Source organism: Demequina phytophila (assembly GCF_000971135.1).
Taxonomy (GTDB): Bacteria; Actinomycetota; Actinomycetes; order Actinomycetales; family Demequinaceae; genus Demequina; species Demequina phytophila.
Genome location: NZ_BBLW01000005.1, coordinates 21,584 through 46,455, shown reverse-complemented (window position 1 = coordinate 46,455; position 24,872 = coordinate 21,584). Strand labels below are relative to the sequence as shown.

The window sequence follows — 24,872 nt, the reverse complement described above, 5'->3', positions numbered from 1 at the left end:
TCGATTATGACCCCACCCTCCGACACCGGGCAAGGCGGCCGCGGAGGGCGGGGCCGGGCGAGCTCAGCGCGCGCGCAGCTCCCACATCGCGACGGCGGAGGCGGCGGCGACGTTGAGCGAGTCCACGCCCCCGTGCATGGGGATGACCACCGCGGTGTCGACGTGCGCGAGCGCCTGGCGGGTGAGCCCGTCGCCCTCGGTGCCCATCACCAGGGCGACCCTCTCCCCCGCCGTCGCGGCGAAGGCGTCCAGCGCCACCGCATCGTCCGTCAGCGCGAGCCCGCCCACGGTGAAGCCGAGCGCCCGCAGCTCGTCGAGCGCCCCCGGCCACGAGGTCGCGCGCGTCCACGGCACCTGGAACACGGTCCCCATGGAGACCTTCACCGACCGCCGGTAGAGCGGGTCCGCGCACGTGGGCGACACCACCACCGCGTCCGCGCCGATCCCCGCGGCCGAACGGAAGATCGCACCCACGTTGGTATGGTCGACGATCCCCTCGAGCACCACGATCCTGCGCGCGTCCCGCGCAAGGTCCGCCAAAGCGGGCAGCTCGGGCCGCTCCATCGACGCGAGCGCACCACGATGCACCTGGTAACCGGTCACGTCCTCGAGCAGCGCCGCGGGCGCGAGATACACCGGCACCTCGTCCGGGACCAGCGGCGCCACCGACTCGAGCCACCGCTCGCTCACCAGCACCGACCGCGCCGCATGCCCGGCGCGCAGCGCCCGCGCGATGACCTTGGCGCCCTCCGCCATGTACAGGCCGCGCTCGGGCTCGAGGACGCGGCGCAACGCCACGTCGGTGAGGCCGCGGTAGTCGGCGAGGCGGGGGTCGGCGGGGTCGTCGATCGCGATCACGGGCATGGCGCCATCATCCCAGCACCCGGCCGTCCGCAGGGGCGCGCGCATGCCCCCGGGCGTAACCTGGAAGCGACGACGACGATGTCGCCGCCGCCGGAGGGAGGCGGTCATGCACAGCGTGGACATCAGCCTCGACAGGTGGGTCGAGCAGGGGCTCATCACGCCCGAGCAGGCGGCAGAGGTGCGCCGCTACGAGGCCGAGCACGGCGCCCCGGAACCCGCCACACCCCAGCCCGTCACGCCCCCACCCCGTGCGCTCGCGGTGGTCGGCGAGATCGTCGGCTACCTGGGCGCGGTGCTCGCCGTGTCCGGGGCGGCGTTCGTGGTGGGCCGCACGTGGCAGGACCTGGGCGACGTCGCGCGTCTCGCGCTGGTCCTCACCCTCACCGCGGTGGTCGCCGCGGGCGGGATCCTCGCCGCGCGCGCCGCGCAGCCGTCCGCGCAGCGCCTCGCCTCCGTCCTGCTGCTCGCCACGGTGGCCCTGTCAGGGTGGCTCTCCTGGGTGGTGGCGCACGACGTCGCGGGGCTCACGGGGGACGATGCGCTGGCCAGGTGGGTGACGGGGACGCTCGCCGTGGTCGCGGCGACGGTCTACGCGCTGCGCCGACGCGCGCTCGCGCAGCTCGCGCTGCTCGCGTCGCTCGCCGCCGTGCTCACGGCCGTCGTCTCCCCCTGGGACGACTCCGTGGACTCCACCTGGATGGGCGTCGCCTGGGCGACGCTCGGCGTGGCGTGGGCCGCGCTCGGGGCGGCGCGCCTCCTGGGGCCCCCGTCGATCGCGCTCGCCGCCGGCGGCCTCCTCGCGGTGCTGGGGATGCAGACCGCGGCCGCGGGCGACGGGCGCATCATCATCCTCGCGGCCGCGGTCGCGCTGGCTGTCGCGATGATCGCGCTCGCGGTCGGGACCGCGCGCCTCATGCCGCTGATCGTGCCCGGCGGGATCGGGCTGCTGGTCGCGGTGCCGCGGCTCATCAGCGAGCTGGTGGGCGACGCGGTCGCGACGTGGGTCGCGGTGATGGCCACCGGGCTGGTGCTGGTCGCGCTCGCGGTGTGGCTGGTACGCGAGCGCCGTCCCGAGACGCCGCCTGCGGAGCCGCCCGAGGCGCCGGCGGGCGCCCCTCCCGGCCCGTAGCGAGGGAGGCGTCGCGCCCGGGTGCCGCCGTCACGCCCCGGACGCGACAGCGGGCCCCGAGGGATCGCTCCCCCGGGGCCCGCCGCATCGTCCCTCCGGAACCTACTGACCCTTCTCGGCATCCGGGTCGAACGGCTTGCCCGAGGCGGAGCCGGCCTGCTCGGCCTCCGCGGACACACCCTCGGCCTGGCGACGGGCCTCCTCGAGCGCGGCGCGGGGATCCGCGAGCGCGGAGGTGATGCGCGAGCCGGCCCGCTTGGCCCGCTCGGGGTCACGCTCGAGCGGAGACGGCGCCTCCTCCTCGCCGAATGCCGCGGAGATCGACTTGAGCGCGCCCGTGAACTCGGTCGGCACGAACCACACCTTGTTGGACTCGTTCTTCGCGATCTCGGGAAGCATCTGCAGGTACTGGTACGCGAGCAGCTTGGAGTCGGCGTCGCCCTCGTGGATGGCGTCGAACACCTGGAGGATCGCGCGCGCCTCGCCCTCTGCCTCGAGGATGCGGGACTGCGCGTTGCCCTCCGCACGGAGGATCGCGGACTGCTTCTCGCCCTCGGCCGTGAGGATCTGCGACTGCTTGAAGCCCTCGGCCGTGAGGATCGCGGCGCGACGGTCACGCTCGGCGCGCATCTGCTTCTCCATCGAGTCCTTGATCGACAGCGGTGGCTCGATGGACTTGAGCTCGACGCGGTTGACGCGGATGCCCCACTTGCCCGTCGCGTCGTCGAGGACGCCGCGCAGCTGGCCGTTGATCTGGTCACGGCTGGTGAGCGTCTGCTCGAGGTCCATGGTGCCGACGATGTTGCGCAGCGTGGTGACGGTGAGCTGCTCCACACCGGTGATGTAGTTGGCGATCTCGTAGACCGCGGACTTGGGGTCGGTCACCTGGAAGTAGATGACGGTGTCGATGTCGACCACCAGGTTGTCCGACGTGATGACCGACTGCGGCGGGAACGAGTACACCATCTCGCGCAGGTCGACCTTGGCACGCACCTTGTCGATGAACGGGACCAGCAGGTGCAGACCCGCGTCCATGGTGGCGTGATAGCGGCCGAGCCGCTCCACCAGGTACGCCTGAGTCTGCTGCACCACGATGATCGCGCGCGCGATCGCCGTGATGACGAAGATCGCGAGGACCGCGATCGCGACCCAGATCACGATGGTTCCGACGTTGTCCATCTCAGCTCTCCTTCTGCGGCGCGACCACGGCGGTCGCCCCATCGATCCTCAGCACGGTCACCTCGGTGCCCTCGGGGATGGCCTGCGCATCGTCCTCGGTGCGCGCCGACCACACCTCCCCGTTGAGCTTCACTCGCCCGCGCGTCTCGGTGACCTCGTCGATCGCGCGCGCGCCACGGCCGACCAGCGCGGCCGTGTTGGTCTGCGGGGCTCCCCCACCCTTCGCACGCAGCGAGCGCAGCAGGAACGGGCGCAGCAGCCCGATCAGTGCCGCCGCGACGGCGAGCGCGATGATCATCGCGAGCCACCACGGCGCCCCCAGCAGCGCGGCGAAGCCTCCGGCCAACGCGCCGACCGCGAGCATCGCGAACAGCAGGTCGAGCGTGAAGATCTCGATGGCCCCGAGAATCATCGCCGCAATGAACCACCACAGGAACTGTTCCACAGCGTCCTCCTTGTCAATGCGACGCTAGCAGGGACGACGAAGGGCGCGCATCGTCCGCGGGGACGATGCGCGCCCTGAGCCGGAGCGGCCGTGAGGCTTACGCGGCGGTCGCCTCGGAGGGGGCCGCGACCTCGAGCGCCTTGCGCGCCTCGACGTCCGCGCGGTGGCCCTTCCAGGCCCGGGCGATGGCCCATGCCCAGACGCTCACGATGGCCGCGTAGACGGCCCAGCTGTAGGGCGCGACGGCGGCGAGCGCGTCCGTGTGGAGCAGCGTGCGCGCGTTGGTGAGCAGGATCATGCCGCCGACCGCGGCGCCCAGCATGCGCGGCGGGACGAGGCGCACGAGCCACGCGGCGAGGGGTGCCGCGAGCAGGCCGCCGGCGAGCAGCGCGAGCACCCAGCCGAAGTCGATACCGGAGGTGCCGAGGCCGAAGATGAAGCCGACGGACGCGGCGGCGGCGACCAGGAACTCGGAGGTGTCGATCGAGCCGATCACCTTGCGAGGCTCCATGCGGCCCGACGCGAGCAGGGTCGGGGTGCCGATGGGACCCCACCCGCCGCCGCCGGTCGCATCGACGAATCCGGCCACGAGGCCGAGCGGGGCGAGGAAGCGCGAGCGGAGCGGCCGCTTGGCCTTGTCCGCGCTCACCTTGGTGCCGGTGAAGCGCGTGAGGACGTAGACGCCCAGGCCGAACAGCAGCATCGCCATGATCGGGCCGGCCGCCTCGGTGGACAGGTTCGAGAGGAACGTGGCGCCCGCGAACGCGCCGATCGCGCCGGGGACGCCCACGCGCCACACCACGCGCCAGTCGACGTTGCCGAAGCGGGCGTGCGCCGCGCCGGACGCGAGCGTGGTGCCCACCTCCGCGAGGTGGACGGTGGCCGACGCGATCGCCGGGCTCAGACCCACGGCCAGCATGAGGGTCGACGAGGTGACGCCGTACGCCATGCCGAGGCTGCCGTCGACGAGCTGCGCGCCGAAGCCGACGATCGCCAGCAGGACAAGAGAACGCATGAGATGCCTCCTCCCGAGCCGGCCGCGGGCGCGGCCATGGGTCGAGATGAGACAAACCATACCCACCTAGTAGGTAGGAATCAATTCCTACTCGCCAAGTAGGTTTGTTTGGGCGTCCTCCCAGGCAGCTTGGTCCTCGACAAGTGATCGGATCTCGCCGGGAAGCTCCCCTGTCGCGAGGTCCGCGACGGTGACGCGCTCGAGCACGGCGCGGATGCTCGCGCGCACGGCGACCCAGATGGTGAGCAGCTCGGAGGCGGCGCCGTCGTACTCGAGGCCGGACGGGCGCTCGCCGCGCACGTAGATGAGGGGTCCGTCGACCGACCGGACCACGTCCGCGAGCGTGATGTCGGCCGCGTCGCGCGTGAGGCGGTAGCCGCCGCCGATGCCGCGCTGGCCGATCACCAGGCCGTCGTCGCGCAGCGCCGTGAGGATCCCCTCGAGGAACTTGCGGGGGATCCCCTGGTTCGCGGCGATCTCGCCGGTGGTGCGCGGCGCATCGGCGCGCGCGAGCTCCGCCACCGCCCTCAGGGCGTAGTCGGCGCGGGCCGAGACCTTCATCGCGGCTAGACGCGGCGCGCGGAGTAGCGCCCGCCCGCGGCGGTCAGCTGCACCGGCATGCCGTACGTCTGCGACAGCGACTCGGACGTGAGCGTCGACTCGAGGGGCCCGGCCGCGACCACCGCGCCGTCGCGCAGCAGCAGCACGTGGGTGAAGCCCACCGGGATCTCCTCGACGTGGTGCGTCACCATGACGATCGCGGGCGAGCGGTGGTCCCCCGCGAGCTCGCGCAGCGCCTCGAGGAGCTCCTCGCGGCCGCCCAGGTCGAGGCCCGCGGCGGGCTCGTCGAGCAGCAGCAGCTCCGGGTCGGGCATGAGCGCTCGGGCCACCTGCACGCGCTTGCGCTCGCCCTCGGACAGGGTGCCGAACTCGCGCTGCGCGAAGTCAGCCATCCCGAACGCCCACAGCAGCGCGTCGGCGCGGTCCTCGTCGAAGCTGTCGTACTCCTCCTGCCAGCGACCGGTCACGCCATGCGCGGCGGTCATCACCACGTTGCGGACCGTCTCGTGCGGGGGGATGCGGTCCGCGAGCGCGGCGCTCGACAGGCCCACGCGGACGCGCAGCTCGCGGGTATCGGTGTCGCCGAGGCGCTCGTCGAGGATGGTGGCGGAACCCTCGGTCGGGAACATCCGCGCGGACGCGATCGACAGCAGCGTGGTCTTGCCCGCGCCGTTGGGGCCGAGGATCACCCAGCGGTCCGTGTCGGAGACGCTCCAGGACACGTCCCGGAGGATCTCGTTGTCACCGCGGCGGACGCGCACGCCCTCGAACCCGAGCACCTCAGTCATGGCAGGTGAGCCTATCCAAGAATCGAGCGGTAGACGCTCAGGGTCCTCTCCCCGATCGCCTCCCAGGAGAAGCTCTCCGCGGCGCGGCGGCGACCGGCCTCGCCCATGGCCTTCGCGCGCGCGGGATCGGACACCATGGCGGTGAGCGCGTCGGCGAGATCCCTCGCGAAACCCTCCGGGTCGAGCGGGGTGCCGGTGCCGTCCTGGACCTGCTCGATCGGGACGAGCGTGCCGGTCTCGCCGGGCACCACGACCTCGGGGATGCCGCCCGTCGCGGTCGCCACCACGGGCAGGCCGACGGCCATGGCCTCGAGGTTGACGATGCCGAGCGGCTCGTACACCGACGGGCACACGAACGCGGTGCAGGCGTCCAGCACCGCGACGAGCTCGGGGCGCGGCAGCATCTTCTCGATCCAGATCACGCCGTCGCGGGTCTCCTGGAGCTTCGCGACCGCGCCGGACACCTCTCTGGCGATCTCCTTGGTGTCGGGCGCCCCGGCGCACAGGACCACCTGGATGTCCTTCGGGAGCTGTTCGACCGCCTTGAGGAAGTACGGCAGGCCCTTCTGGCGCGTGATGCGGCCCACGAACACGATCGCGGGGCGGTTCGGGTCGATGCCGTGCTCGGCGACCACGGCATCGGCCTTCGCGCGCGCCTCGTCCGTCGCGGGGGGCGCCCAGCCGGCCACGTCGATGCCGTTGTGCACCACGTGGACCTTGCCGGGGTCGACCTCCGGGTAGCAGCGCAGCACGTCCTTGCGCATGCCGTCAGACACGGCGATGATCCCGTCCGCACCCTCGTAGGCGGTCTGCTCGATCCAGCTGGACACGCGGTACCCGCCGCCCAGCTGCTCGGCCTTCCACGGCCGCAACGGCTCGAGCGAGTGCGCGGACAGCACGTGCGGGATGCCGTGCAGGCGCGCGGCCAGGTGGCCGGCCATGTTGGCGTACCAGGTGTGCGAGTGGACGATGTCGGCGCCGCCGCAGTCCTTCGCCATCGGCAGGTTGTGCGCGAGCACGTCGAGCGACGCGTCGCCCACCCCGCCGCCGAGTGCGTCGTAGCCGGTCACGCCGGGCTCGTCGCGCGGTCCCTCGAACGCGCGGACGCGCACGTCGAGGTGCGCGCGCAGCACCGCCGCGAGCTCCGTGACATGGACTCCGGCGCCTCCGTAGACGTGGGGCGGGTACTCGCGGGTGAGGATGTCGACGCGCATGACCCCCACGCTAGCGGCTCGCCCGCGCCAGAGCCTGCATGTGTCCCGCTTCGCCCCCTATGCTGGCGGTATGCCAGCGCAGAAGGTTCTCGCCATCGTCCTTGCAGGAGGTGAGGGCAAGCGCCTGATGCCCCTCACCGCAGCCCGCGCGAAGCCGGCGGTCCCTTTCGGAGGGACGTACCGCCTCATCGACTTCGCGCTGAGCAACCTGGTGAACTCCCGCTACCTGCATGTGGTGGTGCTGACGCAGTACAAGTCGCACTCGCTCGACCGCCACATCGCCCGCACCTGGCGCATGTCGCCGCTGCTGGGCAACTACGTCGCACCGGTGCCGGCGCAGCAGCGTCGCGGCCCGCACTGGTACCTCGGCAGCGCGGACGCGATCTACCAGACCGTGAACATCATCGAGGACGAGCAGCCCGACATCGTGGTGATCGTCGGCGCCGACCACGTCTACCGCATGGACTTCTCGCAGATGGTCGACGCGCACATCGAGTCGGGCGCGGACTTCACCGTGGCGGGCATCCGCCAGCCCATCTCCCTCGCGGATCAGTTCGGCGTGATCGACATCGACCCCGACAACCCCGACCGGATCCGCGCGTTCCTCGAGAAGCCCAAGGACCCGTCCGGACTGCCGGACTCCCCCAGCGAGATCCTCGCCTCGATGGGCAACTACGTCGCGAACGCGGACGCGCTGCTCGAGGCGCTGACCGCCGATGCGGACAACCCGAGCTCCAAGCACGACATGGGCGGCGACATCGTCCCCTACTTCGTCGACAAGGGCACGTGTGGCTTCTACGACTTCATCCGCAACGACGTCCCGGGCTCGACCGACCGCGACCGCGACTACTGGCGCGACGTGGGAACGCTGGACATGTACTACGACGCCCACATGGATCTCATCGCGGTCCAGCCGGTGTTCAACGTGTACAACGACAAGTGGCCCGTCCACCAGGGGCTCATCACGCACCCGCCGGCCAAGTTCATCCACTCGGAGGAGGGCCGCCTGGGCCACGCCGCGGACTCGATCGTGTCCCCCGGCGTGATCGTGTCCGGCGCGACCGTCACCGGATCGGTGCTGTCCCCCGGCGTGCGCCTGCACTCCTGGTCGACCGTGTCGGACTCGGTGCTGCTCGACGGCGTCCAGGTGCACCGCCACGCGCAGGTCCACCGCGCGATCCTCGACAAGAACGTCGACGTGCAGGAGGGCGCGCGCGTGGGCATCGACCGCGAGGCGGACCTCGCGCGCGGGTTCACCGTCACCGAGAGCGGCATCACCGTCGTCGCGAAGGGGACGGTCGTCACCGCATGAGGCTGTGCGTCCTCGACGTCGATTCCACCCTGATCACCGCCGAGGTCATCGAGCTGATCGCCGCCCGCGCGGGCACGCGCGAGCTGGTGGCCGAGATCACGGAGCGCGCCATGCGCGGCGAGCTCGACTTCGCCGAATCGCTGCGCGAGCGCGTCGCGACCCTCGTCGGGGTCCCGGACACCGTGTTCGCGGAGGTACTCGCGGAGGTCGAGTTCACGCCCGGGGCCCCCGAGCTGGTCGCGGGTCTGCAGGACGCCGGCTTCGAGGTCGCGCTCGTCTCGGGCGGCTTCGCGGAGGTGGTCGCGCCGCTCGCGGCGCGCCTGGGGATCACCCGTTTCCGCGCCAACCGCCTCGAGGTGGACGATGCGCGGCTCACCGGCCGTACCGTCGGCCCGGTGATCGACCGCGCGGCGAAGGCGGAGACGCTGCGTGCGTTTGCGGCCGAGGTGGGCTGCGACCTGGGTGACGCGGTCGCGATCGGCGACGGCGCGAACGACCTCGACATGATGGCCGCCGCCGGGCTGGGCATCGCGTGGCACGCCAAGCCGATCGTCCAGGAGCAGGCGGACGTCGCGCTCAACGCACCCCGGCTCGACGCGGCGCTGGCGATCATCCTCGGCTGATCCCGACGCGGTGCCGGACCGCCCGACCGCCCTGGCTTCCGTGCCCCGGTGGGCCACACTCGCCGTTTTCATGCACTTTCGCGGGCGCTCCGGCGCGTTCCCGCGCGCCGCATCGCCCCATCGGAACGCTCCGGATCTCATCTACCAGGGATGATGCCGGAGAGCCTGCCGATCGTTCGTGAACCGCTCGGGCGATCGGCCCGTGGACCGGCTCAACGCTCACCAAAGTGCATGAAAACGGCCAGCGTGGCGACACGCATCGCGCGGACACGCGCTCCGGGCACTCAAGGCAGTCCGGGCGCTGCGCGAGGCTCGGGTGGCGGGAGCCGGGTCAGGCCAGGCGGTCGCGGGCCGCGAGGGCCATGATCGCGAAGGCCTGCGCCTCCGCGCTCGTGCCGGGCGCATCGAAGCCGGGGGCGCCGCACACGTCGCGCACCACCCCGGTCGCGTCGACCCGGGCGAGGGACGCGTCGAGCCAGGCCGCGGCATCGTCCGCATAGGAGGTCGGGAGCCACCCGTCCGCCACGCCCGTGAACGCCGCGTACGCGAGCATGAGGCCGGCGCAGCCGTCGGTGAAGGTCGAGGGGTCGTCGAGGACGTCGTGAAAGCGGCCCTCGGGCGTCGCGTACCGCGTGCACGCGTCGAGCAGCGCCCGCGCCTCGGTCTCCCAGCGCTCCCGCACGGTCTCCGCGGCGACGCCCAGGCGCAGCGCCCGCGCGAGACCCGCCGCGACCCAGCCGCTCCCGCTCGCCCAGAACGCGTCGCGCACGCAGGTCCGCGTCGCCATGTCGAAGCGGTGGCGGTAGAGCCCCGTGGACGCGTCCCAGAGCTGCTCCCGGTGCATGCGGTACTGCATGTCCGCCGGAGCGAGGTCACCCGACGCGACCAGCGCCGGCACCACCATGTAGACCGAATCCGCCCACACCTCCTCAGCACCCTTGAGGTGGTGGAGGACGCCCCAGTCGTCGCGCGGCGAATGCCGCAGCAGCCACCAGCGCTGACGCTGCGCGGCCTCGGCGACCACCGCATCGTCCCGTCCCACCAGCAGCGCCGCCTCGAGGAGCGAGCCGGAGTTCACGGCCGCCGCGTCGTCCATCGCGCCCAGCTGGCCATCCGCATCCTGGCGCGCGACCGCGTCGCGGATCAGCAGGGTCGCCAGAGCGAGGTCACCGGAGTCGAGGGCAGCGTGGGATGCCACGCCCTGCTCCCACCCGAAGCGCTGCATCGCGAGCAGCGCGCGCCACAGCGCGGAGGTGTCCGTCACTCCTCGACGTCGCGGCCCGACAGCACCGAGACCAGGCGACCGCAGCGCGACGTGATCTCCGACCACGGGCAGTCGAACTCGAGCACCGCCGCGGTCGCGGTCGGCAGACCGTGGGCGACGCGCTGCAGCGCGGTCTTGTCCGAGCCGGGGCCCGCGAGGTGCGCGGCCGCTGCGGAGGACGTGGGCTCGTGACCCACGACCACCACGGTCTCCGCGTCGCCCAGCCCGTGCAGCACCTCGAGGAGTCCGGAGACGTGGGTCTCGTAGAGCTCGTCGTCGGTGACGGTCTCGCACTCGCCGAACGCGGGAGCCATGAGCTTCCACGTCTGCTGCGTGCGCAGCGACGGGGACACGAGCGCGAGGTCGGGCGAGATGCCCGCGCGCGCGATGACCTGACCGAGCAGGGTCGAGGCCTTGCGGCCGATGAGCTCGAGCGCTCGGGCGGAGTCGCTCAGGCCGGCCGCGGGGGCCTCCGCCTTCGCGTGGCGGGCGAGGATCAGCGTGGGCACGGTGTCACTGTCCCATAGCGTGCACGCCGCCGTCCACGTGGATCATCTCGCCGGTGGTGGCGGGGAACCAGTCGGAGAGCAGGGCGGTCACGGCGCGCGCGGTCGGCGCGGTGGCCTCGGAGTCCCAGCCGAGCGGCGCCCGCTCCGACCAGTTGCCCTCCATCTGCTCGAAGCCGGGGATGTGCTTGGCGGCGGTGGTCTTGATGGGCCCGGCCGACACGACGTTGCAGCGGATGCCGAGCGGGCCGAGGTCCCGCGCGAGGTAGCGGTTGACGGCCTCGAATGCCGCCTTGGCGACGCCCATCCAGTCGTAGACCGGCCAGGCGTAGCGGCCGTCGAACGTGAGGCCGACGATCGACCCACCGTTGACCAGCAGCGGCGCCGTCGCCTGCGCGAGAGCCTTGAGCGAGTACGCCGAGATGTGGACGGCCGTGGAGACGTCCTCCCACTCGGCCGACATGAAGTTGCCACCCATCACGGACTGCGGCGCGAAGCCGATCGAGTGGACCACGCCGTCGAGGTGCGGGACCAGCTCGCGGACCTTGTCGGCGAGGCCGTCGAGGTGCTCGGGGTTGGTGACGTCGAGCTCGACCACCTGCGCCTCGACGGGGAGGCGGCGGCCCATGGCCTGCGTGATCTTGAGCGAGCGGCCCACGCCGGTCAGCACGACCGTCGCGCCCTGCTCCTGGCACAGCCGCGCGACCTCGAACGCGATCGAGCCCTCCGTGAGGACGCCGGTGACGAGGATGTTCTTGCCTTCGAGAATGCCCATGATTGCTCCTAGGGGGACGATGCGGGGTGTCAGTGGCCCATGCCGAGGCCGCCGTCGACGGGCAGCACCGCGCCCGAGACGTAGCCCGCGGCGTCGGACGCGAGGAAGACGGCGGCGGCCGCGACCTCGGCGGTCGAGCCGAAGCGCTTGGCGGGGATGGTGTCCGCGTACTGCTTGACGACGTCGTCGCCCAGCTCGGCGGTCATGTCCGTGGTGATGAAGCCCGGCGCGATGACGTTCGCCGTGATGCCGCGCGCGCCCACCTCGCGGGTGACGGAGCGGGCCATGCCCACCAGCGCGGACTTGGACGACGAGTAGTTGACCTGGCCCGGGTTGCCCATGAGGCCCACCACGGACCCGATGAGCACGATCCGCCCGAAGCGCTCGCGGATCATCGAGTTGACGGCGCGGCGCACGCAGCGGAACGTGCCGGTGAGGTTGACGTCGATGACCTGCTCGAAGTCCTCGTCCGACATGCGCATGAGGAGGCCGTCGCGCGTGATGCCGGCGTTGGCGATGAGGACGCGGACGCGGCCGTGCTGCGCCTCGAGCTCGTCGAACGCCGCATTGACGGCCGCGGTGTCGGTGACGTCCGCGACGGCGCCGGTGACGCCGTCGGGGAGCTCTCCCCCGCGGTAGATGGTGGAGACGGTGTCGCCGTTGGCGACGAACGCCTCGGCGATGCTGCGGCCGATGCCGCGGTTGGCTCCGGTGACGAGGACGTGACGGGTCATGGGGGTCACGCTAGCGGAGGCGGGGACGGATGCGCGAAAGCGCGGCACTAGCATCGTGCGGGTGACCACGCCCTCGCTCGCCTCGCGGATCCTGCGCGTCGTCGGGATCGTCGCGGTGGGGCTCGCGGTGTCCGCGGTCGCCGTCAAGGCGGGCTTCTGGCAGCTCGGCAGGCACGAGGCGCGCGCCGCCGCGATCGAGCTCTACGAGGCCAACGCGGAGGCCGATGCCGTGCCGTTGGCGGAGGCCGTCCCGGCCGGCAACCCGGTGGGCGACGCCGAGTGGACGCGGGTGACGGTCGACGGCGAGTTCGAGCAGGGCTCGACCACGCTGCTGCGCAATCGTCCGGTCGACCGCGAGCGCTCGTGGCACGTGCTCGCATGGTTCGACACCACGGACGGGCGGTCGCTGCTGGTGGACGCGGGCTGGGTGCCCATCCCCGACTCGGGCGAGCCCGATGGCGTGGTGCCCGGCCTTCCCGCCGGGGACGTCACGCTCGAGGTGGTGCTGCGCGCCGCCGAGGAGGACGACGGCCGCCGCGACGACGGCGCCACCCGCATCACACCCGTGCAGATGCCCGCGCCCGCCGCCGAGCCGATCGACGGCTACGGCATGGTCCAGCAGGTGTGCACGGCCACCCGGTGCGAGGACGCGCTCGGTGCGCAGGTGCCGCTGCCCACGCTCAGCCTGGGCCCGCACCTGGCGTACACGTGGCAGTGGTTCGCGTTCGCGCTCATCGCGCCCGTCGCCGGCGTCCTTCTGGCACGCCGCGAATGGGCGGCCATGACGGCCACCGGGGACGATGCAGGGGCCGGGCCCCGCGCATCGTCCCCGCCGAAGGCGGCGCGCAGGCGGCGCGCCGAACCCAGCGACGAGGAGATCGAGGATGCGCTCTGAGGAAGGCCGCCGCGACTGGTGGGCGATCGGGTCGGTGACGCTGGGCATCGCGTCCGTGGTGACGTGCTTCACGATCGTCGGCGGGCTGCTGCTGGGCGGCGTCGCGATGGTGCTGGGATGGATGGCGCTGCGCCGCCAGGAGCCCGAGGACCCGATCCCCGGCGCGCGCACGCTCGCGATGACGGGCATCGCGTGCGGCGGCGCCGGCGTGCTCGGCGCGACCCTGATCGTGGTGTTCTGGGAGTGGTTCGGGTCGCTCTGGGGCTGACCGTCCGCGGGTCCGGCTAGGCCAGCGAGATGAGCTCCCGGTAGGACTCGTTGTAGAGGTCCTCGACGGCGTCGGGCAGCAGCAGGACGCGCTCGGGCTCGAGCGCCTCGACGGCGCCCTCGTCGTGGGTGACCAGTACCACGGCGCCCTCGTACGTGCGCAGCGCGCGCAGGATCTCGGCGCGCGAGGCGGGGTCGAGGTTGTTGGTCGGCTCGTCGAGCAGCAGCACGTTGGCCTGGGACACCACGAGCGTCGCGAGCGCGAGGCGGGTCTTCTCACCGCCCGAGAGCACCTTCGCGGGCTTGTGCGCGTCGTCGCCCTGGAACATGAACGAGCCGAGCACGTTGCGCACGGCCGTGTCGTCGAGGTCGGGCGCCGCGTGCCGGAGGTTCTCGAGCACGGTCGCGTTCATGTCGAGCGTGTCGTGCTCCTGCGCGTAGTAGCCGAGCTTGAGGCCGTGGCCGGGCTGCACCTCGCCGGTGTCGGGGTCCTCGACACCGCCGAGCAGCTTCAGCAGCGTGGTCTTGCCGGCGCCGTTGAGGCCCAGCACCACCACGCGCGAGCCGCGGTCGATCGCGAGCTCGACGTCGGTGAACACCTCGAGCGAGCCGTAGGACTTGGACAGCTCGGCGGCGCGCAGCGGGGTCTTGCCGCACGGTGCGGGGGTGGGGAAGCGCAGCGCGGCCACGCGGTCCTGCACCCGCTCCCCCTCGACGCCCTCGAGCATGCGCTCGGCGCGCTTGGCCATGTTCTGCGCCGCGACCGCCTTGGTGGCGGTCGCCTTCATCTTGGCGGCCTGCGCGAGCAGCGCGGCGGCCTTCTTCTCCGCGTTGTCGCGCTCGCGGCGGCGGCGCTTCTCGTCGGTCTCACGCTGGCGGAGGTAGAGGTCCCAGCCGAGCGCGTACTGGTCGAGCTCGCCGCGGTTGGCGTCGAGGTGGAACACGCGGGTGACGGACGCGCGCAGCAGCTCGACGTCGTGGGAGATCACCACGAGCCCGCCGGGGAAGGAGGCGAGGAAGCCGCGCAGCCACACGATCGAGTCGGCGTCGAGGTGGTTCGTGGGCTCGTCCAGCAGCAGCGTCTCCGCGTCGGAGAAGAGGATGCGCGCGAGCTCGACGCGGCGGCGCTGGCCGCCCGACAGCGTGCCGAGCGGCTGCGACAGGATGCGCTCGTCGAGCCCCAGGTTGGCGGCGATGCGCTGCGCCTCGGACTCGGCGGCGTAGCCGCCCGCGGCCCGGAAGCGCTCCTCGAGGCGCGGGTAGGCGTTCATCGCCTTCTCCATCACCTTGATATCGGGGCTCGCCATGCCCTCCTCCGCCTCGCGGAGCTTCTGCATGAGGCCCGCGAGGTCGCGGACGGACAGGATGCGGTCGAGCGCGCGCTGCGTGGGCTCGCCCTCGCGCGGGTCCTGCGGCAGGTAGCCGATCGAGCCGCGGTGCGTGACGGAGCCGCCGGTGGGCTGCGACTCCCCCGCGAGGATGCGGGTCATCGTGGTCTTGCCGGCACCGTTGCGGCCCACCAGGCCCACGCGGTCGCCGGGTCCGATCTGGAAGCTCGCGGGGTGCAGCAGCACTCGTGCGCCGATGCGCACCTCCAGATCCTTGGCGATGATCACACGTTCTCCCTGCTTCCGCCGCGGCGGTTCTTGTGGTGTCCCCACAACGTTTCTGCACCCGAGCCGGAACCCCGCCCGGGGGACCTCGGGCGTGGATAGGGTGACCGGCGTCCATTATCCCAGGGGGTTCCCATGGCTCAGCACCGCGGCCTCACCGGCCAGTCCATCGCGCTCGTCGCCGTCTTCGCCGGCCTCATCGCCGCATCCACGCTCGTGCCCGAGGTGACGCTCGTCGGAGGCGTGCCGATCACGCTGCAGACGTTCGCGATCGTCCTCGCCGGCCTGGTGCTCGGCGCGTGGCGCGCGCTCGCCGCGGTCACGCTCTACGTGCTGCTCGGGCTCGTGGTGCCCGTCTACGCGAACGGCGCGGTGGGCCTCGCGGTCCTCACCGGCCCCACGGGCGGCTACCTCATCGGCTTCATCCTGGCCGCGACCGTGATCGGCGCGCTCGCGCAGATGCTCGCCCGGCGCGGGGTGCTCGCGCGGCGCGGCGTCGCGGCCGTCTCGCTCATCGGCGTCGGCCTGGTCTCCATCCCCCTCGTGTACGCGGTGGGCGTGCCGTGGCTGTCCTGGCGCCTCGGAGTGCCGATCCTGCCGGCCGGCTGCACCTCGATCACGGATGCGGACTGCGTGTCCGGCCTCACCATCGGGGTGCTCCCCTTCCTGCCCGGCGACATCCTCAAGGTGGTCGTCGCCGGCATCGTCGCCGCCGCCATCCACCGCGCCTACCCGGGGCTGTTGGGCTCGGCGCGCGCGGTGACCGCCGCATCGTCCCCCGTCACCGACGAGACGGACGAGGGCGCCCGCACCACCGCGTAGCCTTGTCCGCATGATCGAGTTCAAGGAAGCGGCCGTCGTCGCGCCCGATTCCGGGGTCCCCATCCTCGAGCCAACCACCCTCACGCTCACCGAGGACCGCATCAGCATTATCGGCGCCAACGGCTCCGGCAAGTCCACCCTCGCGCGCCTCATCAACGGGCTCGTGCTGCCGGTCACCGGATCGGTGGAGGTCGACGGCCTCGACACGCAGCGCCACGGCGCGCAGGTGCGGCGCAAGGTGGGCTACCTGTTCACCGACGCGTCCGCGCAGCTCATCATGCCGACCGCGATCGAGGACGTCGCGCTGTCGCTGCGCCGCCTCATCAAGAACCGCGCCGAGCGCGACGAGGCCGCGATGTCCGCGCTACGTGAGATCGGGCTCGCGGCCAAGGCGGACGTGTCCGTCAACGCGCTGTCCGGCGGGCAGCGCCAGCTCCTCGCACTGGCGGGTGTGCTGGCGTGCACCCCGTCGATCGTGGTCGCCGACGAGCCCACCACCCTCCTCGACCTGCGCTGGCGCGCGCACGTGGGCGCGCTGCTGCGCTCGCTGCCGCTCCAGGTGATCGAGGTCACCCACGACCTCGACTCCGCCGCGCGTGCCGAGCGCACGCTTGTGGTGGACCTGGGCCGCGTGGTCTTCGACGGCGACCCCAAGGAGGCCGTCGGGATCTACCGCGACCTCATGTTCGGCCGAGCCTCGCAGGGCGCGACGGCGTGATCTCGCTCCTCGGCATCTACCGGCCGCGGCGCACCCCGCTGCACCGGGCGCCGGTGTGGTTCAAGATGCTGCTGCTGGTGGGCATGTCGATCACGTGCGTGGTCGTGTCGGACCCGGTCACCAGCATCGGCATCACGGCCGCGTGCCTGCTGCTGCTCGCGTCGACGCTGCCGCCGCTCAAGGCGACGCTCAAGGGCATGGGCGCGATCGTCGTGATCGCGATCCTCACCACGCTGTTCCAGCTGTGGCGCGGCGACTGGGTGCGTGCGCTCGACCTCGCGGGCGACATCATCGCGATCGCGGCGCTCGCGCTGGCCGTGTCGAGCTCGACCTCGATGGGCGCGATGCTCGACTTCGTCACCGCGCTGGCCCGGCCGTTGCGCTGGCTGCTGCCGCCCGAGACCATCGGCGTGATGGTGTCGCTCACGTTGCGCGCGATCCCCGAGGCCGCGCAGATCCTCACCGAGTCGCGCGTCGCCGCCCGCGCGCGCGGGCTCGACCGCGATCCGCGGGCGATCCTCATCCCCACCGCGTCCCGCACCGTGGGCTTCGCGCTGGACCTGGGGCAGGCGCTGCACGCGCGCGGCATCGCGGAGCACGGGCGTTCCGCGCGCGAGGCCACCTCGTCGGCGGCGCCGCGGGACGATGCGGCGGGCCGGGTCCTCGCCGAGCCTCCGCTGCGCGAGGCGCACCACGACGAGGGCGACACCGATGCGTCCCTCGCATCGTCTCCGCGCAGGTCGCGGCGGTCGCGCCGCTAGTCCGCGTCGAGGAGCTCCACCAGCTTCGCGGTGGTGGTCCAGCTGCGGATGGTCATGTCCGCGTAGAACGGCGTGGACATCACCTTGTTCATGCGGCTCTTGGTGCGCTGCGCGCTGAGCCGGCGGAAGTAGACCATCCCCTTGCCTGGCCAACCCGCGTCCACCCCCTCGCGGAGCCCGAAGGCCGCGAAGGCCTCCTCCGCGTCGACGCCCGCCCGCAGGAACGCGACGTCCGAGTGGTAGAGGTGCGGCTCGGCGCCGAACCCGGCCGGGGCATCGTCCACCGCGGCGCGCATGCGCGCCTCCGCGACCCCCACCACCACCGTGTCGACGCCGAACTCCTCGCGGAGGACGTCCTCGAGGAGCGACTCGACGCCCGCCTCGTCGAGGTCGGGACTGTCGAGCAGCACGTTGCCCGAGGCGATGTACGTGCGGGACGGGGCTCCCTGTGCGGCAAGCGCCTCGCGGAGTCGCGCCATCGACACCGGGTTCTTGCCGCCGACGTTGATGCCGCGGATCAGCGCGACGTGGCTAGCCACGCGGCAGGACCGTCAGCACGCGCTCGGTGTGGTCGTGGAACTCCTGCATGAACGACGCGAGGAAGGTCGCGGTCGCGGCGTCGGGCACCTCGCCGGACTCGGAGATGAGACCGGGGGTGAACTTCACGTACGCCTCGGGCGCGGTCATCTGACGGGCGTTGCAGAAGCTCAGGACGGCCCGGAGGCTCTGCTGGCCGACGGCGGTGCCGATGTTGCCGGGCGAGGCGCCGATCACGGCCGCCGGGACATGGTCGAGCGAGTTCTGACCCCACGGTCGGGACGCCCAGTCGAGCGCGTTCTTGAGCGCTCCGGGGATCGAGCGGTTGTACTCGGGTGTCACGAACAGCACCGCGTCCGAAGCCGCGATGGTGTCCTTGAGCGCCAGGGCCGACGCCGGATAGTCGGCGTCGAAGTCCGGGCTGTAGAGCGGCAGGTCCCGGATGGGGATCTCCGCGAACTCCATGTCGTCGGGCGCGAGCTTGATGAGCGCCCGTGACAGGAGCCGGTTGATCGAGGTCGAGGACAGGCTGCCGATGAAGTATCCGACCTTGTAGACCATGGTGACGCTCCTGGGATCGCAGGTGACGGGCCTCGTTCATCGTCACACCTGCGCGCGCGACCCGCAACGGCGGTGCCGCCTGGGTCTCGACCGTAGCCAAGACCTCGAACCCGATCTAGCCTGACCGCTGTGGCGATCAACGAGCTGGGCAACTACCTGCGCGCACGCCGGCACGCCGTGCGCCCGGAGGACGTCGGCCTCCCCACCGACACCGGGCGCCGCGTCGACGGTCTGCGCCGCGAGGAGGTCGCGCAGCTCGCGATGATCAGCCCCGAGTACTACCTGCGCCTCGAGCAGGGCCGCGACACTCATCCGTCGGACCAGGTGCTGCGGGGTCTCGCCTCGGCGCTGGGACTCGACGACGCCGCCGCAGCGTACATGAAGCGCATCGCCGATCCGCCGCCGCTGCGCTCCTTCGCCCCGCTCCCCGGATCGCTCGACGACTCCGTCTTCGAGTTCCTCGACGGTTTCGAGGACACCGCCGCCTACGTCATCAACGCCTGCCAGGACGTCCTCGCCGTCAACGAGCGCGCCAGCCGCGTGTTCACGTTCGGGACGGTCGGCTCCAACATGTTCGACACGCTCTTCTCCGACGCCGCGCGCGCGAACCTGCCGAACTGGGACGACCACGTCGCGCTCGGGATCTCGGCCCTCCGCGAGCGCAGCGACCCTGACGACCCACGGCTGCACGAGCTGGTCGGGCGGCTTCTCGTGACGGAGCCGGAGTTCGCACGGCTCTGGGCCCGGCACGACGTCACCGTGCAGTCGAGCGGCGTGGGCACGACGTGGGTCGCCGCGCTCGGCATGCTGCTGACGTTGCGCTGGCAGAGCATGTCGGTGCCGGGCGACGGCGGTCTCACGCTGGTCGCGCACTATGCCGACCCCGGCACACCCGAGGCGGAGGCGCTGCGGTCGCTCGGGGAGTGAGCGTGCTTGGGTGAGCGTGGGTGGGTGCGGAAGGGTCCTCCCGACGCGCGGCCGCTCGCTCTACGCTCGGCGCATGGTGCCCATCGATGCGCTGCTCGCCGAGTTCGTCGAGTCGCTTCCCGCCACCCCTGCAGCCGTGGTGGACCACCGTTGGGACGTGGTCGCCTCCAACGCGGTCGCGCGGGCGGTCTCGCCCCACTTCACGGTGGGACGGAACCTCGCCGCGGCGACGTTCCTCGCGGAGAGCGCCCGCCGGACCCTGCCGGAGTGGGGTCAGGTCGCCGACCGCATGGCTGGGTTGCTCGCGCAGCCCCTCGCTCTGTCCGAGGCCGCGGTGTCGGACGCCGGAAGGCTGCGCGAGGAGCTCGCACGCCGCGGCGTCGAGCTCGCCGCGGCGCCACCGGAGCTCCCGGCGACGGGACACGCGCTCACCGTCACGATGGAGCATCCCGTGGTCGGCCGCATGGTGCTCACCTACGAGCTGCTGCGTGTCACCGGCGCCGACCAGACGGTGATCCTCGCGCATGCGGAACGCGGGACGGCGTCGGAGGAACGGCTGCTGCGGCTCGCGCGGCAGGACGATCCACTGGAGCGCTGACCCGCCGGCCAACGTGGGTGCGCCACGGCCATGTGCATGTGAGCGATGTGCTCATACCCTGACCGCATGGAGAAGGCAGGCCCGCTCGCGCAGTTCCTGCGCGCACGGCGGGCGATGGTGCAGCCGGAGGCGGTCGCGCTCGCGCGCGGCGCCTCGGCGCGCCGCGTCGACGGCCTGCGTCGCGAGGAGGTGGCCCTGCTCGCGGGGATCAGCACCGACTACTACCTCAAGCTCGAGCAGGGCCGCGAGCTCCACCCCTCGTCGACCGTCGTCGACGGCATCGGCAGCGCACTGGCGCTCGACGCGCCTCTGATGCTCCACCTGCATCGCCTCGCGCGACCCCCGCACGCGCCCGCGGCGCCGCCCGACGGCACGGTGAGCCCCACGCTCCTCGGCCTCCTTGACTCGATGCCCTCGATCCCCGCCCAGGTGCTCAACCGGTACCTCGACATCCTGTTCGTCAATCCGCTCGCCGAGCGGCTCAGCCCCGCCTTCCGCGCCGGCGGCAATCTGGTGAGGCTGGTCTACCGTCCGGAGGCGCCGCGGGATGCCGGCTGGCACGTCGATGCGCGCCGCGCGGCCGCCTACCTGCGCGCGTCAGTCGACCCGTACGACGACGGGCCCGAGATCACCCGCCTCCTCGCGGACCTCCGGGCGCTCGAACCGGAGTTCGACGGGATCTGGGAACGCCACGAGTCCGCCGTCCCCGCCGGAGCGCCGACGTTCTTCCACCACCCCGAGGTGGGCACCATGGAGCTCCGCTACCAGGTGTTCGACCTGCCGGCCACGGACGGGCAGTCGCTCGGCATGTACGTGCCCGCCCCCGGCAGCCCGTCCTCCGAGCGGCTCCAGCTCCTGTCGCAGCTGACCCATGCGCCGTCGCGCGAGGGTGACCGTGGCGCACCTAGGAAGGCCGGGGGCACGACGGCGGCGTGAGGTGCTTCCTAGCATCGGCGGCATGGACCTCGGACTGCAGGGCAAGACCGCGATCGTTACCGGCGCGGGCAAGGGCATCGGGCTGGCCATCACGGCGGCGCTGGTCTCGGAGGGCGTGCGCGTCATCGCCGCGTCCCGCTCCCGGACGGCGGAGATCGAGGCGCTGGGCGAGGCGGTGACCTTCGTGCAGGCCGACCTGACCGACCCCGACACCCCGGCCGCACTGGTCGCAGCTGCGGAGGGCGTCGGCGGGCTCGATATCCTTGTCAACAACGTCGGCGCGGTGACCCTGCGCGGCGACGGCTTCGTCGCGATCGACGATGAGGCGTGGACGCGGACCTTCGACGTCTGCTTCTTCTCGATGTTGAGGATGACGCGCGCCGCGATCCCCGCGCTGATCGCCCGCGGCGGCGGGAACGTTGTCACCGTCGGTTCCGTCAACGCCTTCCTCCCCGACCCCGGCGTGGTCGATTACTCGGCCGCCAAGGCGGCGGTCTGGAACCTGTCCAAGGCGCTGTCGAAGGAGTACGGGCCCCAGAACCTCCGGTTCAACAGCATCAGCCCAGGCCCCGTCGCAACCGACCTGTGGCTGGGCGAGCACGGCGTCGCGGCCACCGCAGCCGCCCAGCTGGGCGTGGACGCGGCGACCGCACGCGAGGCCGTCATCGCGCACCAGGGCGGCTTCTCGACCGGCCGGTTCACCCAGCCGTCCGAGGTCGCCGACCTGGTCCTCCTCCTGGCCAGCGGACGCGCCGGCAACGTCACCGGCGCCGACGTCCTCATCGACGGCGGGCTCATCAAGACACTCTGATCCCCCTGCGACACCCACACCCCGAAGGAGCACCGCTCATGTCCCCCACCGACGTCGTCTTCGTCCACGGCCTCTGGATCCACGCCACGGCATGGCAACCGTGGCAGGAGCTGTTCGCAGAGCACGGCTACACCTCGACCGCTCCGGGCTGGCCCGGTGACAAGGACACCGTCGCCGAGACCCGCGAGGATCCCAGCGGGCTCGACCGGGTGGGGATCGCGCAGATCGTCGACCACTACGCCGGCGTGATCGGCGGCCTCGGCGGCACGCCGATCGCGGTCGGGCATTCGTTCGGCGGCCTGGTCGCCCAGGAGCTGCTGGCGCGAGGCGTGGTCCGCGGCGCGGTCGCGATCGATCCGGCGCCCATCAAGGGCGTCACGGCCCTCCCGTTCTCCCAGCTCAAGTCCGGGTTCCCCGTGCTCAAGAACCCCGCCAACAAGAACCGCACCGTCGCGCTCACCGCGAAGGAGTTCCACTACAGCTTCGGCAACGCGATCTCCGAGGAGGAGTGCAACGCGATCTTCGACACCTTCGTCATCCCCGGCCCCGGCCGCCCGCTGTTCGAGGACGCGACGGCCGCCTTCGTCACGCGCTCCCCTGCGGCCGTCGACACGCATCTCGCGACCCGCGGGCCGCTGCTGCTGACCTCGGGCGGCGAGGACCACGTGGTGCCGAGCGTGGTGACGCGTCAGGTGGCGAAGATGTACGCGGACCACACCACGTCGATCACCGACCTTCACGAGTACGAGGGTCGCGGCCACTCGCTCACGCTCGACAACGGGTGGAAGGACGTCGCGGAGGACGTGCTCGCGTGGCTGCTCGAGCAGGGCCTCACGCCGAGCGCGACCACGACCGAGGTCGACGCGACGCTCTGACCCGAGCCCGCATCGTCCCCCGGAACGACCGGAGCCCCCTTCCCGTACGGGAAGGGGGCTCCGGTGACGATGCGTCTCAGACGTTGAAGCCGAGCGCGCGCAGCTGCTCGCGACCGTCGTCGGTGATCTTGTCCGGGCCCCACGGCGGCATCCACACCCAGTTGATGCGGAAGCCATCGACCAGGCCGTCGAGGGCCTGGCCCGCCTGGTCCTCGATGACGTCCGTCAGCGGGCACGCCGCCGAGGTGAGCGTCATGTCGATCACCGCGTGGCGGTTCTCGTCGAGCATCACCCCGTAGACGAGGCCGAGGTCGACGACGTTGATGCCGAGCTCGGGGTCGATGACGTCGCGGAGCGCCTCCTCGACGTCAGCCGCGTTGGCCGGGGCCTTGGTGTCCTCGGTCATGCCGTTGCTCCTTCCGCGCTTCCGCGCGCCTGGATCAGCGCGTCCCTGAAGGCCATCCAGCCCAGGAGCGCGCACTTGATTCGTGCAGGATACTTGCCGACCCCGACAAAGGCGGTCGCGTCGCCGAGGAGATCCTCGCGCTCCTCGTCGAGGTGCTCGCCCTTGGACTGCATGAGGGCGCGGAACGCCTCCACGGTCGCGTCGGCGGTGTCGAGCGACTCCCCCTCGATCAGCTCGGTGAGCACCGAGATCGAGGCCTGCGAGATCGAGCAGCCGTGGCCCTCCCACGCGATCGCGGCGACAGTGTCCCCGTCGACGCCCACGCGCATGGTGACCTCGTCGCCGCAGGTCGGGTTGACCTGGTGCGACTCGCCGCGGCCGGCGGCGGTGAGGTCGATCAGGCCGCGCCCGTGTCCCTCACGGGCGTGGTCCATGATGACCTGCTGGTACATGGCCTCAAGGCTCATAGGGTTGCTCCGAAGAACTCGCGGACGCCTGCCAGCGCCTCGACGAAGGCGCGGGCGTCGTCCTCGGTGGTGTAGACGTGCGCCGAGGCGCGGGTCGAACCCGTGAGCCCCAGGCGACGGTGCAGCGGCTGCGCGCAGTGGTGACCCACGCGTGCCGTGATGCCGCGGTCGTCGAGCACCTGCCCGACGTCGTGCGCATGGACGCCCTCGACGGCGACGGCCGCGAGGCCGAGCACGTCGAAGCGGTCGGGGTCCCCGACCGGCCCGATGAGCCGCACACCCGGCACGCTCGACGCCCCCTCGCGCAGGATCTGCGCCAGGCGCGCCTCGTGACGGGCGACGTTCTCCATGCCGAGGTCCATGAGGTACCGCGCCGCCGCTCCCATGCCGACCGCCTGCGCGACCGGCTGGGTGCCCGGCTCGAAGCGCGTGGGCGCCTCGAGCCACGTGGTGGTCTCCATGGTGACCACGGCGATCGCTCCCCCGCCGAACATCGACGGCGGCAGCGCGTCGAGCAGCGCCTTGCGACCCCACAGCGCGCCCACCCCGGTGGGGCCCAGCATCTTGTGCCCGGAGAACGCCATGAAGTCGACGCCGAGCGCCGCTACGTCCACCGGGATGTGCGGCACCGACTGGCAGCCGTCGAGCACGGTGAGCGCGCCCACCTCGCGTGCGCGCGCCACGATCGGCGCGACGTCCGTCACCACGCCGGTGACGTTGCTGGCGTGGCTGAACGCCACCACCTTGGTGGCCGGCGTGATGACCGAGGCGAGGTCATCGAGGACCAGCACCCCGGCATCGTCCACCGGGATCCAGGCGAGCTCGGCGCCCGTGCGGGCGGCGAGCTGCTGCCACGGGATGAGGTTGGCGTGGTGCTCGAGCTCGGTGACGACGATGCGGTCGCCGGGTCCCACGCGGAACCTCTCCGCCGCCGCGCCGCCGGCACCCAGGGACGCCTGCAGCATCCCGTTGGCGACGAGGTTAAGCGCCGCGGTGGCCCCCGACGTCCACACGATCTCCTCGGCGGGCGCGCCGACGAGGCGCGCGACGTCCGCGCGCGCCGTCTCGAAGGCCTCGGTGGCCTCCTCCGCGAGCAGGTGCGCGCCGCGGGCGACGGCACCGTTGTGCTCACGGACGAAGGCGGACTCGGCCTCGAGGACCGCGAGCGGCCGCTGCGAGGTCGCACCGGAGTCGAGGTACACGAGCGGCCTCCCGTTCCTCACCGTGCGGGTGAGGATCGGGAAGTCGCCGCGGAGGTCGGGGAACATG

30 protein-coding genes are annotated in these 24,872 nt (G+C 72.1%); 13 read left to right on the top strand and 17 right to left on the bottom strand.

Annotation, left to right across the window (positions count from 1 at the left end):
• Positions 1-63: 63 nt before the first annotated feature.
• Positions 64-864: a TrmH family RNA methyltransferase gene (locus AOM01_RS08730; protein WP_062292031.1), complete on the bottom strand. Its 801-nt coding sequence runs from the start codon at positions 862-864 to the stop codon at positions 64-66.
• Positions 865-970: 106 nt separating this feature from the next.
• On the opposite strand from AOM01_RS08730, the gene AOM01_RS08725 reads away from it, so the two are divergent.
• On the top strand, positions 971-1,993 hold the full coding sequence (locus AOM01_RS08725; RefSeq protein WP_062292029.1) for a DUF2157 domain-containing protein: 1,023 nt from the start codon (positions 971-973) through the stop codon (positions 1,991-1,993).
• Positions 1,994-2,095: 102 nt separating this feature from the next.
• Here AOM01_RS08725 and AOM01_RS08720 read toward each other — a convergent pair whose 3' ends face one another.
• The 6 genes from AOM01_RS08720 to glgA all read right to left on the bottom strand — a co-directional run bounded on the left by AOM01_RS08720 (position 2,096) and on the right by glgA (position 7,195).
• The gene (locus AOM01_RS08720) at positions 2,096-3,172 is read right to left on the bottom strand and encodes an SPFH domain-containing protein (RefSeq protein WP_062292026.1); all 1,077 of its coding nucleotides are present in this window, start codon (positions 3,170-3,172) and stop codon (positions 2,096-2,098) included.
• A gap of 1 nt (position 3,173) precedes the next feature.
• The gene (locus AOM01_RS08715) at positions 3,174-3,617 is read right to left on the bottom strand and encodes an NfeD family protein (RefSeq protein WP_228374262.1); all 444 of its coding nucleotides are present in this window, start codon (positions 3,615-3,617) and stop codon (positions 3,174-3,176) included.
• A gap of 97 nt (positions 3,618-3,714) precedes the next feature.
• Positions 3,715-4,632, bottom strand: coding sequence for a sulfite exporter TauE/SafE family protein (locus AOM01_RS08710; protein ID WP_062292024.1), 918 nt, complete (start codon positions 4,630-4,632; stop codon positions 3,715-3,717).
• 87 nt (positions 4,633-4,719) lie between these two features.
• On the bottom strand, positions 4,720-5,193 hold the full coding sequence (locus tag AOM01_RS08705) for an RrF2 family transcriptional regulator (RefSeq protein WP_062292022.1): 474 nt from the start codon (positions 5,191-5,193) through the stop codon (positions 4,720-4,722).
• A gap of 5 nt (positions 5,194-5,198) precedes the next feature.
• Positions 5,199-5,981, bottom strand: a complete 783-nt coding sequence (locus tag AOM01_RS08700; protein WP_062292019.1) for an ABC transporter ATP-binding protein — start codon at positions 5,979-5,981, stop codon at positions 5,199-5,201.
• 11 nt (positions 5,982-5,992) lie between these two features.
• Positions 5,993-7,195: a glycogen synthase gene (glgA, locus tag AOM01_RS08695; protein ID WP_062292017.1), complete on the bottom strand. Its 1,203-nt coding sequence runs from the start codon at positions 7,193-7,195 to the stop codon at positions 5,993-5,995.
• Positions 7,196-7,265: 70 nt separating this feature from the next.
• Between glgA and glgC the strand changes: the two genes are divergently transcribed.
• Both glgC and serB read left to right on the top strand, forming a co-directional pair.
• Positions 7,266-8,507: a glucose-1-phosphate adenylyltransferase gene (gene glgC / locus AOM01_RS08690; protein WP_062292014.1), complete on the top strand. Its 1,242-nt coding sequence runs from the start codon at positions 7,266-7,268 to the stop codon at positions 8,505-8,507.
• On the top strand, positions 8,504-9,130 hold the full coding sequence (serB, locus tag AOM01_RS08685) for a phosphoserine phosphatase SerB (protein WP_062292011.1): 627 nt from the start codon (positions 8,504-8,506) through the stop codon (positions 9,128-9,130). The genes glgC and serB overlap by 4 nt, the downstream gene beginning before the upstream one ends.
• A gap of 331 nt (positions 9,131-9,461) precedes the next feature.
• Here serB and AOM01_RS08680 read toward each other — a convergent pair whose 3' ends face one another.
• Genes AOM01_RS08680 through fabG form a run of 4 tightly spaced genes read right to left on the bottom strand, consistent with a single transcriptional unit; the run spans position 9,462 to position 12,409 of the window.
• A complete protein-coding gene (locus tag AOM01_RS08680; protein ID WP_062292008.1) occupies positions 9,462-10,394 on the bottom strand; it encodes a glycoside hydrolase family 88 protein in 933 nt (310 codons plus the stop codon).
• Positions 10,391-10,903 carry a SixA phosphatase family protein gene (locus AOM01_RS08675; RefSeq protein WP_062292005.1) on the bottom strand — a complete coding sequence of 171 codons (513 nt, stop codon included), beginning with the start codon at positions 10,901-10,903 and terminating at the stop codon, positions 10,391-10,393. Before AOM01_RS08675 ends, AOM01_RS08680 begins: the two co-directional genes overlap by 4 nt.
• Before the next feature lie 4 nt (positions 10,904-10,907).
• Entirely contained in the window at positions 10,908-11,675 is a 768-nt protein-coding gene (gene fabI / locus AOM01_RS08670) for an enoyl-ACP reductase FabI (RefSeq protein WP_062292002.1), read from the bottom strand.
• Positions 11,676-11,704: 29 nt separating this feature from the next.
• Positions 11,705-12,409 (bottom strand): 3-oxoacyl-ACP reductase FabG, encoded by a 705-nt coding sequence (gene fabG / locus AOM01_RS08665; RefSeq protein ID WP_062291999.1) that lies wholly within the window; start codon positions 12,407-12,409, stop codon positions 11,705-11,707.
• Between the two features lie 61 nt (positions 12,410-12,470).
• On the opposite strand from fabG, the gene AOM01_RS08660 reads away from it, so the two are divergent.
• Together AOM01_RS08660 and AOM01_RS08655 are read left to right on the top strand one after the other, a co-directional pair.
• Positions 12,471-13,304 carry an SURF1 family protein gene (locus tag AOM01_RS08660; RefSeq protein ID WP_062291993.1) on the top strand — a complete coding sequence of 278 codons (834 nt, stop codon included), beginning with the start codon at positions 12,471-12,473 and terminating at the stop codon, positions 13,302-13,304.
• Positions 13,294-13,572 (top strand): hypothetical protein, encoded by a 279-nt coding sequence (locus AOM01_RS08655; RefSeq protein WP_062291989.1) that lies wholly within the window; start codon positions 13,294-13,296, stop codon positions 13,570-13,572. The genes AOM01_RS08660 and AOM01_RS08655 overlap by 11 nt, the downstream gene beginning before the upstream one ends.
• Before the next feature lie 16 nt (positions 13,573-13,588).
• Here the strand turns inward: AOM01_RS08655 and AOM01_RS08650 are convergent, their stop codons facing one another.
• Positions 13,589-15,187, bottom strand: a complete 1,599-nt coding sequence (locus tag AOM01_RS08650) for an ABC-F family ATP-binding cassette domain-containing protein (RefSeq protein ID WP_062291987.1) — start codon at positions 15,185-15,187, stop codon at positions 13,589-13,591.
• A 132-nt stretch (positions 15,188-15,319) separates the two neighbouring features.
• On the opposite strand from AOM01_RS08650, the gene AOM01_RS08645 reads away from it, so the two are divergent.
• Genes AOM01_RS08645 through AOM01_RS08635 form a run of 3 tightly spaced genes read left to right on the top strand, consistent with a single transcriptional unit; the run spans position 15,320 to position 17,485 of the window.
• Positions 15,320-16,006: a biotin transporter BioY gene (locus tag AOM01_RS08645; RefSeq protein WP_062291982.1), complete on the top strand. Its 687-nt coding sequence runs from the start codon at positions 15,320-15,322 to the stop codon at positions 16,004-16,006.
• 10 nt (positions 16,007-16,016) lie between these two features.
• Positions 16,017-16,724 (top strand): energy-coupling factor ABC transporter ATP-binding protein, encoded by a 708-nt coding sequence (locus tag AOM01_RS08640; protein ID WP_062291980.1) that lies wholly within the window; start codon positions 16,017-16,019, stop codon positions 16,722-16,724.
• Entirely contained in the window at positions 16,721-17,485 is a 765-nt protein-coding gene (locus AOM01_RS08635; protein ID WP_062291977.1) for an energy-coupling factor transporter transmembrane component T family protein, read from the top strand. The genes AOM01_RS08640 and AOM01_RS08635 overlap by 4 nt, the downstream gene beginning before the upstream one ends.
• On the opposite strand, the gene AOM01_RS08630 is transcribed toward AOM01_RS08635, so the two are convergent.
• Positions 17,482-18,024 (bottom strand): DUF1697 domain-containing protein, encoded by a 543-nt coding sequence (locus tag AOM01_RS08630; protein WP_062291976.1) that lies wholly within the window; start codon positions 18,022-18,024, stop codon positions 17,482-17,484. The two genes, AOM01_RS08635 and AOM01_RS08630, sit on opposite strands and share 4 nt — an antisense overlap.
• Positions 18,017-18,583, bottom strand: coding sequence for an NADPH-dependent FMN reductase (locus tag AOM01_RS08625; protein ID WP_062291973.1), 567 nt, complete (start codon positions 18,581-18,583; stop codon positions 18,017-18,019). The genes AOM01_RS08630 and AOM01_RS08625 overlap by 8 nt, the downstream gene beginning before the upstream one ends.
• A gap of 129 nt (positions 18,584-18,712) precedes the next feature.
• Between AOM01_RS08625 and AOM01_RS08620 the strand changes: the two genes are divergently transcribed.
• The 5 genes from AOM01_RS08620 to AOM01_RS08600 all read left to right on the top strand — a co-directional run bounded on the left by AOM01_RS08620 (position 18,713) and on the right by AOM01_RS08600 (position 22,730).
• A complete protein-coding gene (locus AOM01_RS08620; RefSeq protein WP_062291972.1) occupies positions 18,713-19,510 on the top strand; it encodes a helix-turn-helix transcriptional regulator in 798 nt (265 codons plus the stop codon).
• A 73-nt stretch (positions 19,511-19,583) separates the two neighbouring features.
• Entirely contained in the window at positions 19,584-20,108 is a 525-nt protein-coding gene (locus tag AOM01_RS08615; RefSeq protein WP_062291970.1) for an MmyB family transcriptional regulator, read from the top strand.
• Positions 20,109-20,174: 66 nt separating this feature from the next.
• The gene (locus AOM01_RS08610) at positions 20,175-21,044 is read left to right on the top strand and encodes a helix-turn-helix transcriptional regulator (protein WP_062291967.1); all 870 of its coding nucleotides are present in this window, start codon (positions 20,175-20,177) and stop codon (positions 21,042-21,044) included.
• A 22-nt stretch (positions 21,045-21,066) separates the two neighbouring features.
• Positions 21,067-21,855 (top strand): SDR family NAD(P)-dependent oxidoreductase, encoded by a 789-nt coding sequence (locus AOM01_RS08605; RefSeq protein WP_062291964.1) that lies wholly within the window; start codon positions 21,067-21,069, stop codon positions 21,853-21,855.
• A gap of 38 nt (positions 21,856-21,893) precedes the next feature.
• Positions 21,894-22,730, top strand: a complete 837-nt coding sequence (locus AOM01_RS08600; protein ID WP_062291961.1) for an alpha/beta hydrolase — start codon at positions 21,894-21,896, stop codon at positions 22,728-22,730.
• Between the two features lie 76 nt (positions 22,731-22,806).
• Here AOM01_RS08600 and AOM01_RS08595 read toward each other — a convergent pair whose 3' ends face one another.
• The 3 genes from AOM01_RS08595 to AOM01_RS08585 are packed head-to-tail and all read right to left on the bottom strand — an operon-like array spanning position 22,807 to position 24,871.
• The gene (locus AOM01_RS08595; protein WP_062291958.1) at positions 22,807-23,136 is read right to left on the bottom strand and encodes a metal-sulfur cluster assembly factor; all 330 of its coding nucleotides are present in this window, start codon (positions 23,134-23,136) and stop codon (positions 22,807-22,809) included.
• Positions 23,133-23,603 carry a Fe-S cluster assembly sulfur transfer protein SufU gene (gene sufU, locus AOM01_RS08590; protein ID WP_062291956.1) on the bottom strand — a complete coding sequence of 157 codons (471 nt, stop codon included), beginning with the start codon at positions 23,601-23,603 and terminating at the stop codon, positions 23,133-23,135. The genes AOM01_RS08595 and sufU overlap by 4 nt, the downstream gene beginning before the upstream one ends.
• On the bottom strand, positions 23,600-24,871 hold the full coding sequence (locus AOM01_RS08585; protein WP_062291952.1) for an aminotransferase class V-fold PLP-dependent enzyme: 1,272 nt from the start codon (positions 24,869-24,871) through the stop codon (positions 23,600-23,602). Before AOM01_RS08585 ends, sufU begins: the two co-directional genes overlap by 4 nt.
• Position 24,872: the final 1 nt, after the last annotated feature.

Coding starts and splice junctions, on each gene's coding strand:
- AOM01_RS08730 (WP_062292031.1), bottom strand. CDS start 864: ATGCCCGTGATCGCGATCGACGACCCCGCCGACCCCCGCCTCGCCGAC.
- AOM01_RS08725 (WP_062292029.1), top strand. CDS start 971: ATGCACAGCGTGGACATCAGCCTCGACAGGTGGGTCGAGCAGGGGCTC.
- AOM01_RS08720 (WP_062292026.1), bottom strand. CDS start 3,172: ATGGACAACGTCGGAACCATCGTGATCTGGGTCGCGATCGCGGTCCTC.
- AOM01_RS08710 (WP_062292024.1), bottom strand. CDS start 4,632: ATGCGTTCTCTTGTCCTGCTGGCGATCGTCGGCTTCGGCGCGCAGCTC.
- AOM01_RS08705 (WP_062292022.1), bottom strand. CDS start 5,193: ATGAAGGTCTCGGCCCGCGCCGACTACGCCCTGAGGGCGGTGGCGGAG.
- AOM01_RS08700 (WP_062292019.1), bottom strand. CDS start 5,981: ATGACTGAGGTGCTCGGGTTCGAGGGCGTGCGCGTCCGCCGCGGTGAC.
- glgA (WP_062292017.1), bottom strand. CDS start 7,195: ATGCGCGTCGACATCCTCACCCGCGAGTACCCGCCCCACGTCTACGGA.
- glgC (WP_062292014.1), top strand. CDS start 7,266: ATGCCAGCGCAGAAGGTTCTCGCCATCGTCCTTGCAGGAGGTGAGGGC.
- serB (WP_062292011.1), top strand. CDS start 8,504: ATGAGGCTGTGCGTCCTCGACGTCGATTCCACCCTGATCACCGCCGAG.
- fabI (WP_062292002.1), bottom strand. CDS start 11,675: ATGGGCATTCTCGAAGGCAAGAACATCCTCGTCACCGGCGTCCTCACG.
- fabG (WP_062291999.1), bottom strand. CDS start 12,409: ATGACCCGTCACGTCCTCGTCACCGGAGCCAACCGCGGCATCGGCCGC.
- AOM01_RS08655 (WP_062291989.1), top strand. CDS start 13,294: ATGCGCTCTGAGGAAGGCCGCCGCGACTGGTGGGCGATCGGGTCGGTG.
- AOM01_RS08645 (WP_062291982.1), top strand. CDS start 15,320: ATGGCTCAGCACCGCGGCCTCACCGGCCAGTCCATCGCGCTCGTCGCC.
- AOM01_RS08640 (WP_062291980.1), top strand. CDS start 16,017: ATGATCGAGTTCAAGGAAGCGGCCGTCGTCGCGCCCGATTCCGGGGTC.
- AOM01_RS08625 (WP_062291973.1), bottom strand. CDS start 18,583: ATGGTCTACAAGGTCGGATACTTCATCGGCAGCCTGTCCTCGACCTCG.
- AOM01_RS08615 (WP_062291970.1), top strand. CDS start 19,584: ATGGTGCCCATCGATGCGCTGCTCGCCGAGTTCGTCGAGTCGCTTCCC.
- AOM01_RS08610 (WP_062291967.1), top strand. CDS start 20,175: ATGGAGAAGGCAGGCCCGCTCGCGCAGTTCCTGCGCGCACGGCGGGCG.
- AOM01_RS08605 (WP_062291964.1), top strand. CDS start 21,067: ATGGACCTCGGACTGCAGGGCAAGACCGCGATCGTTACCGGCGCGGGC.
- AOM01_RS08600 (WP_062291961.1), top strand. CDS start 21,894: ATGTCCCCCACCGACGTCGTCTTCGTCCACGGCCTCTGGATCCACGCC.
- AOM01_RS08595 (WP_062291958.1), bottom strand. CDS start 23,136: ATGACCGAGGACACCAAGGCCCCGGCCAACGCGGCTGACGTCGAGGAG.
- sufU (WP_062291956.1), bottom strand. CDS start 23,603: ATGAGCCTTGAGGCCATGTACCAGCAGGTCATCATGGACCACGCCCGT.
- AOM01_RS08585 (WP_062291952.1), bottom strand. CDS start 24,871: ATGTTCCCCGACCTCCGCGGCGACTTCCCGATCCTCACCCGCACGGTG.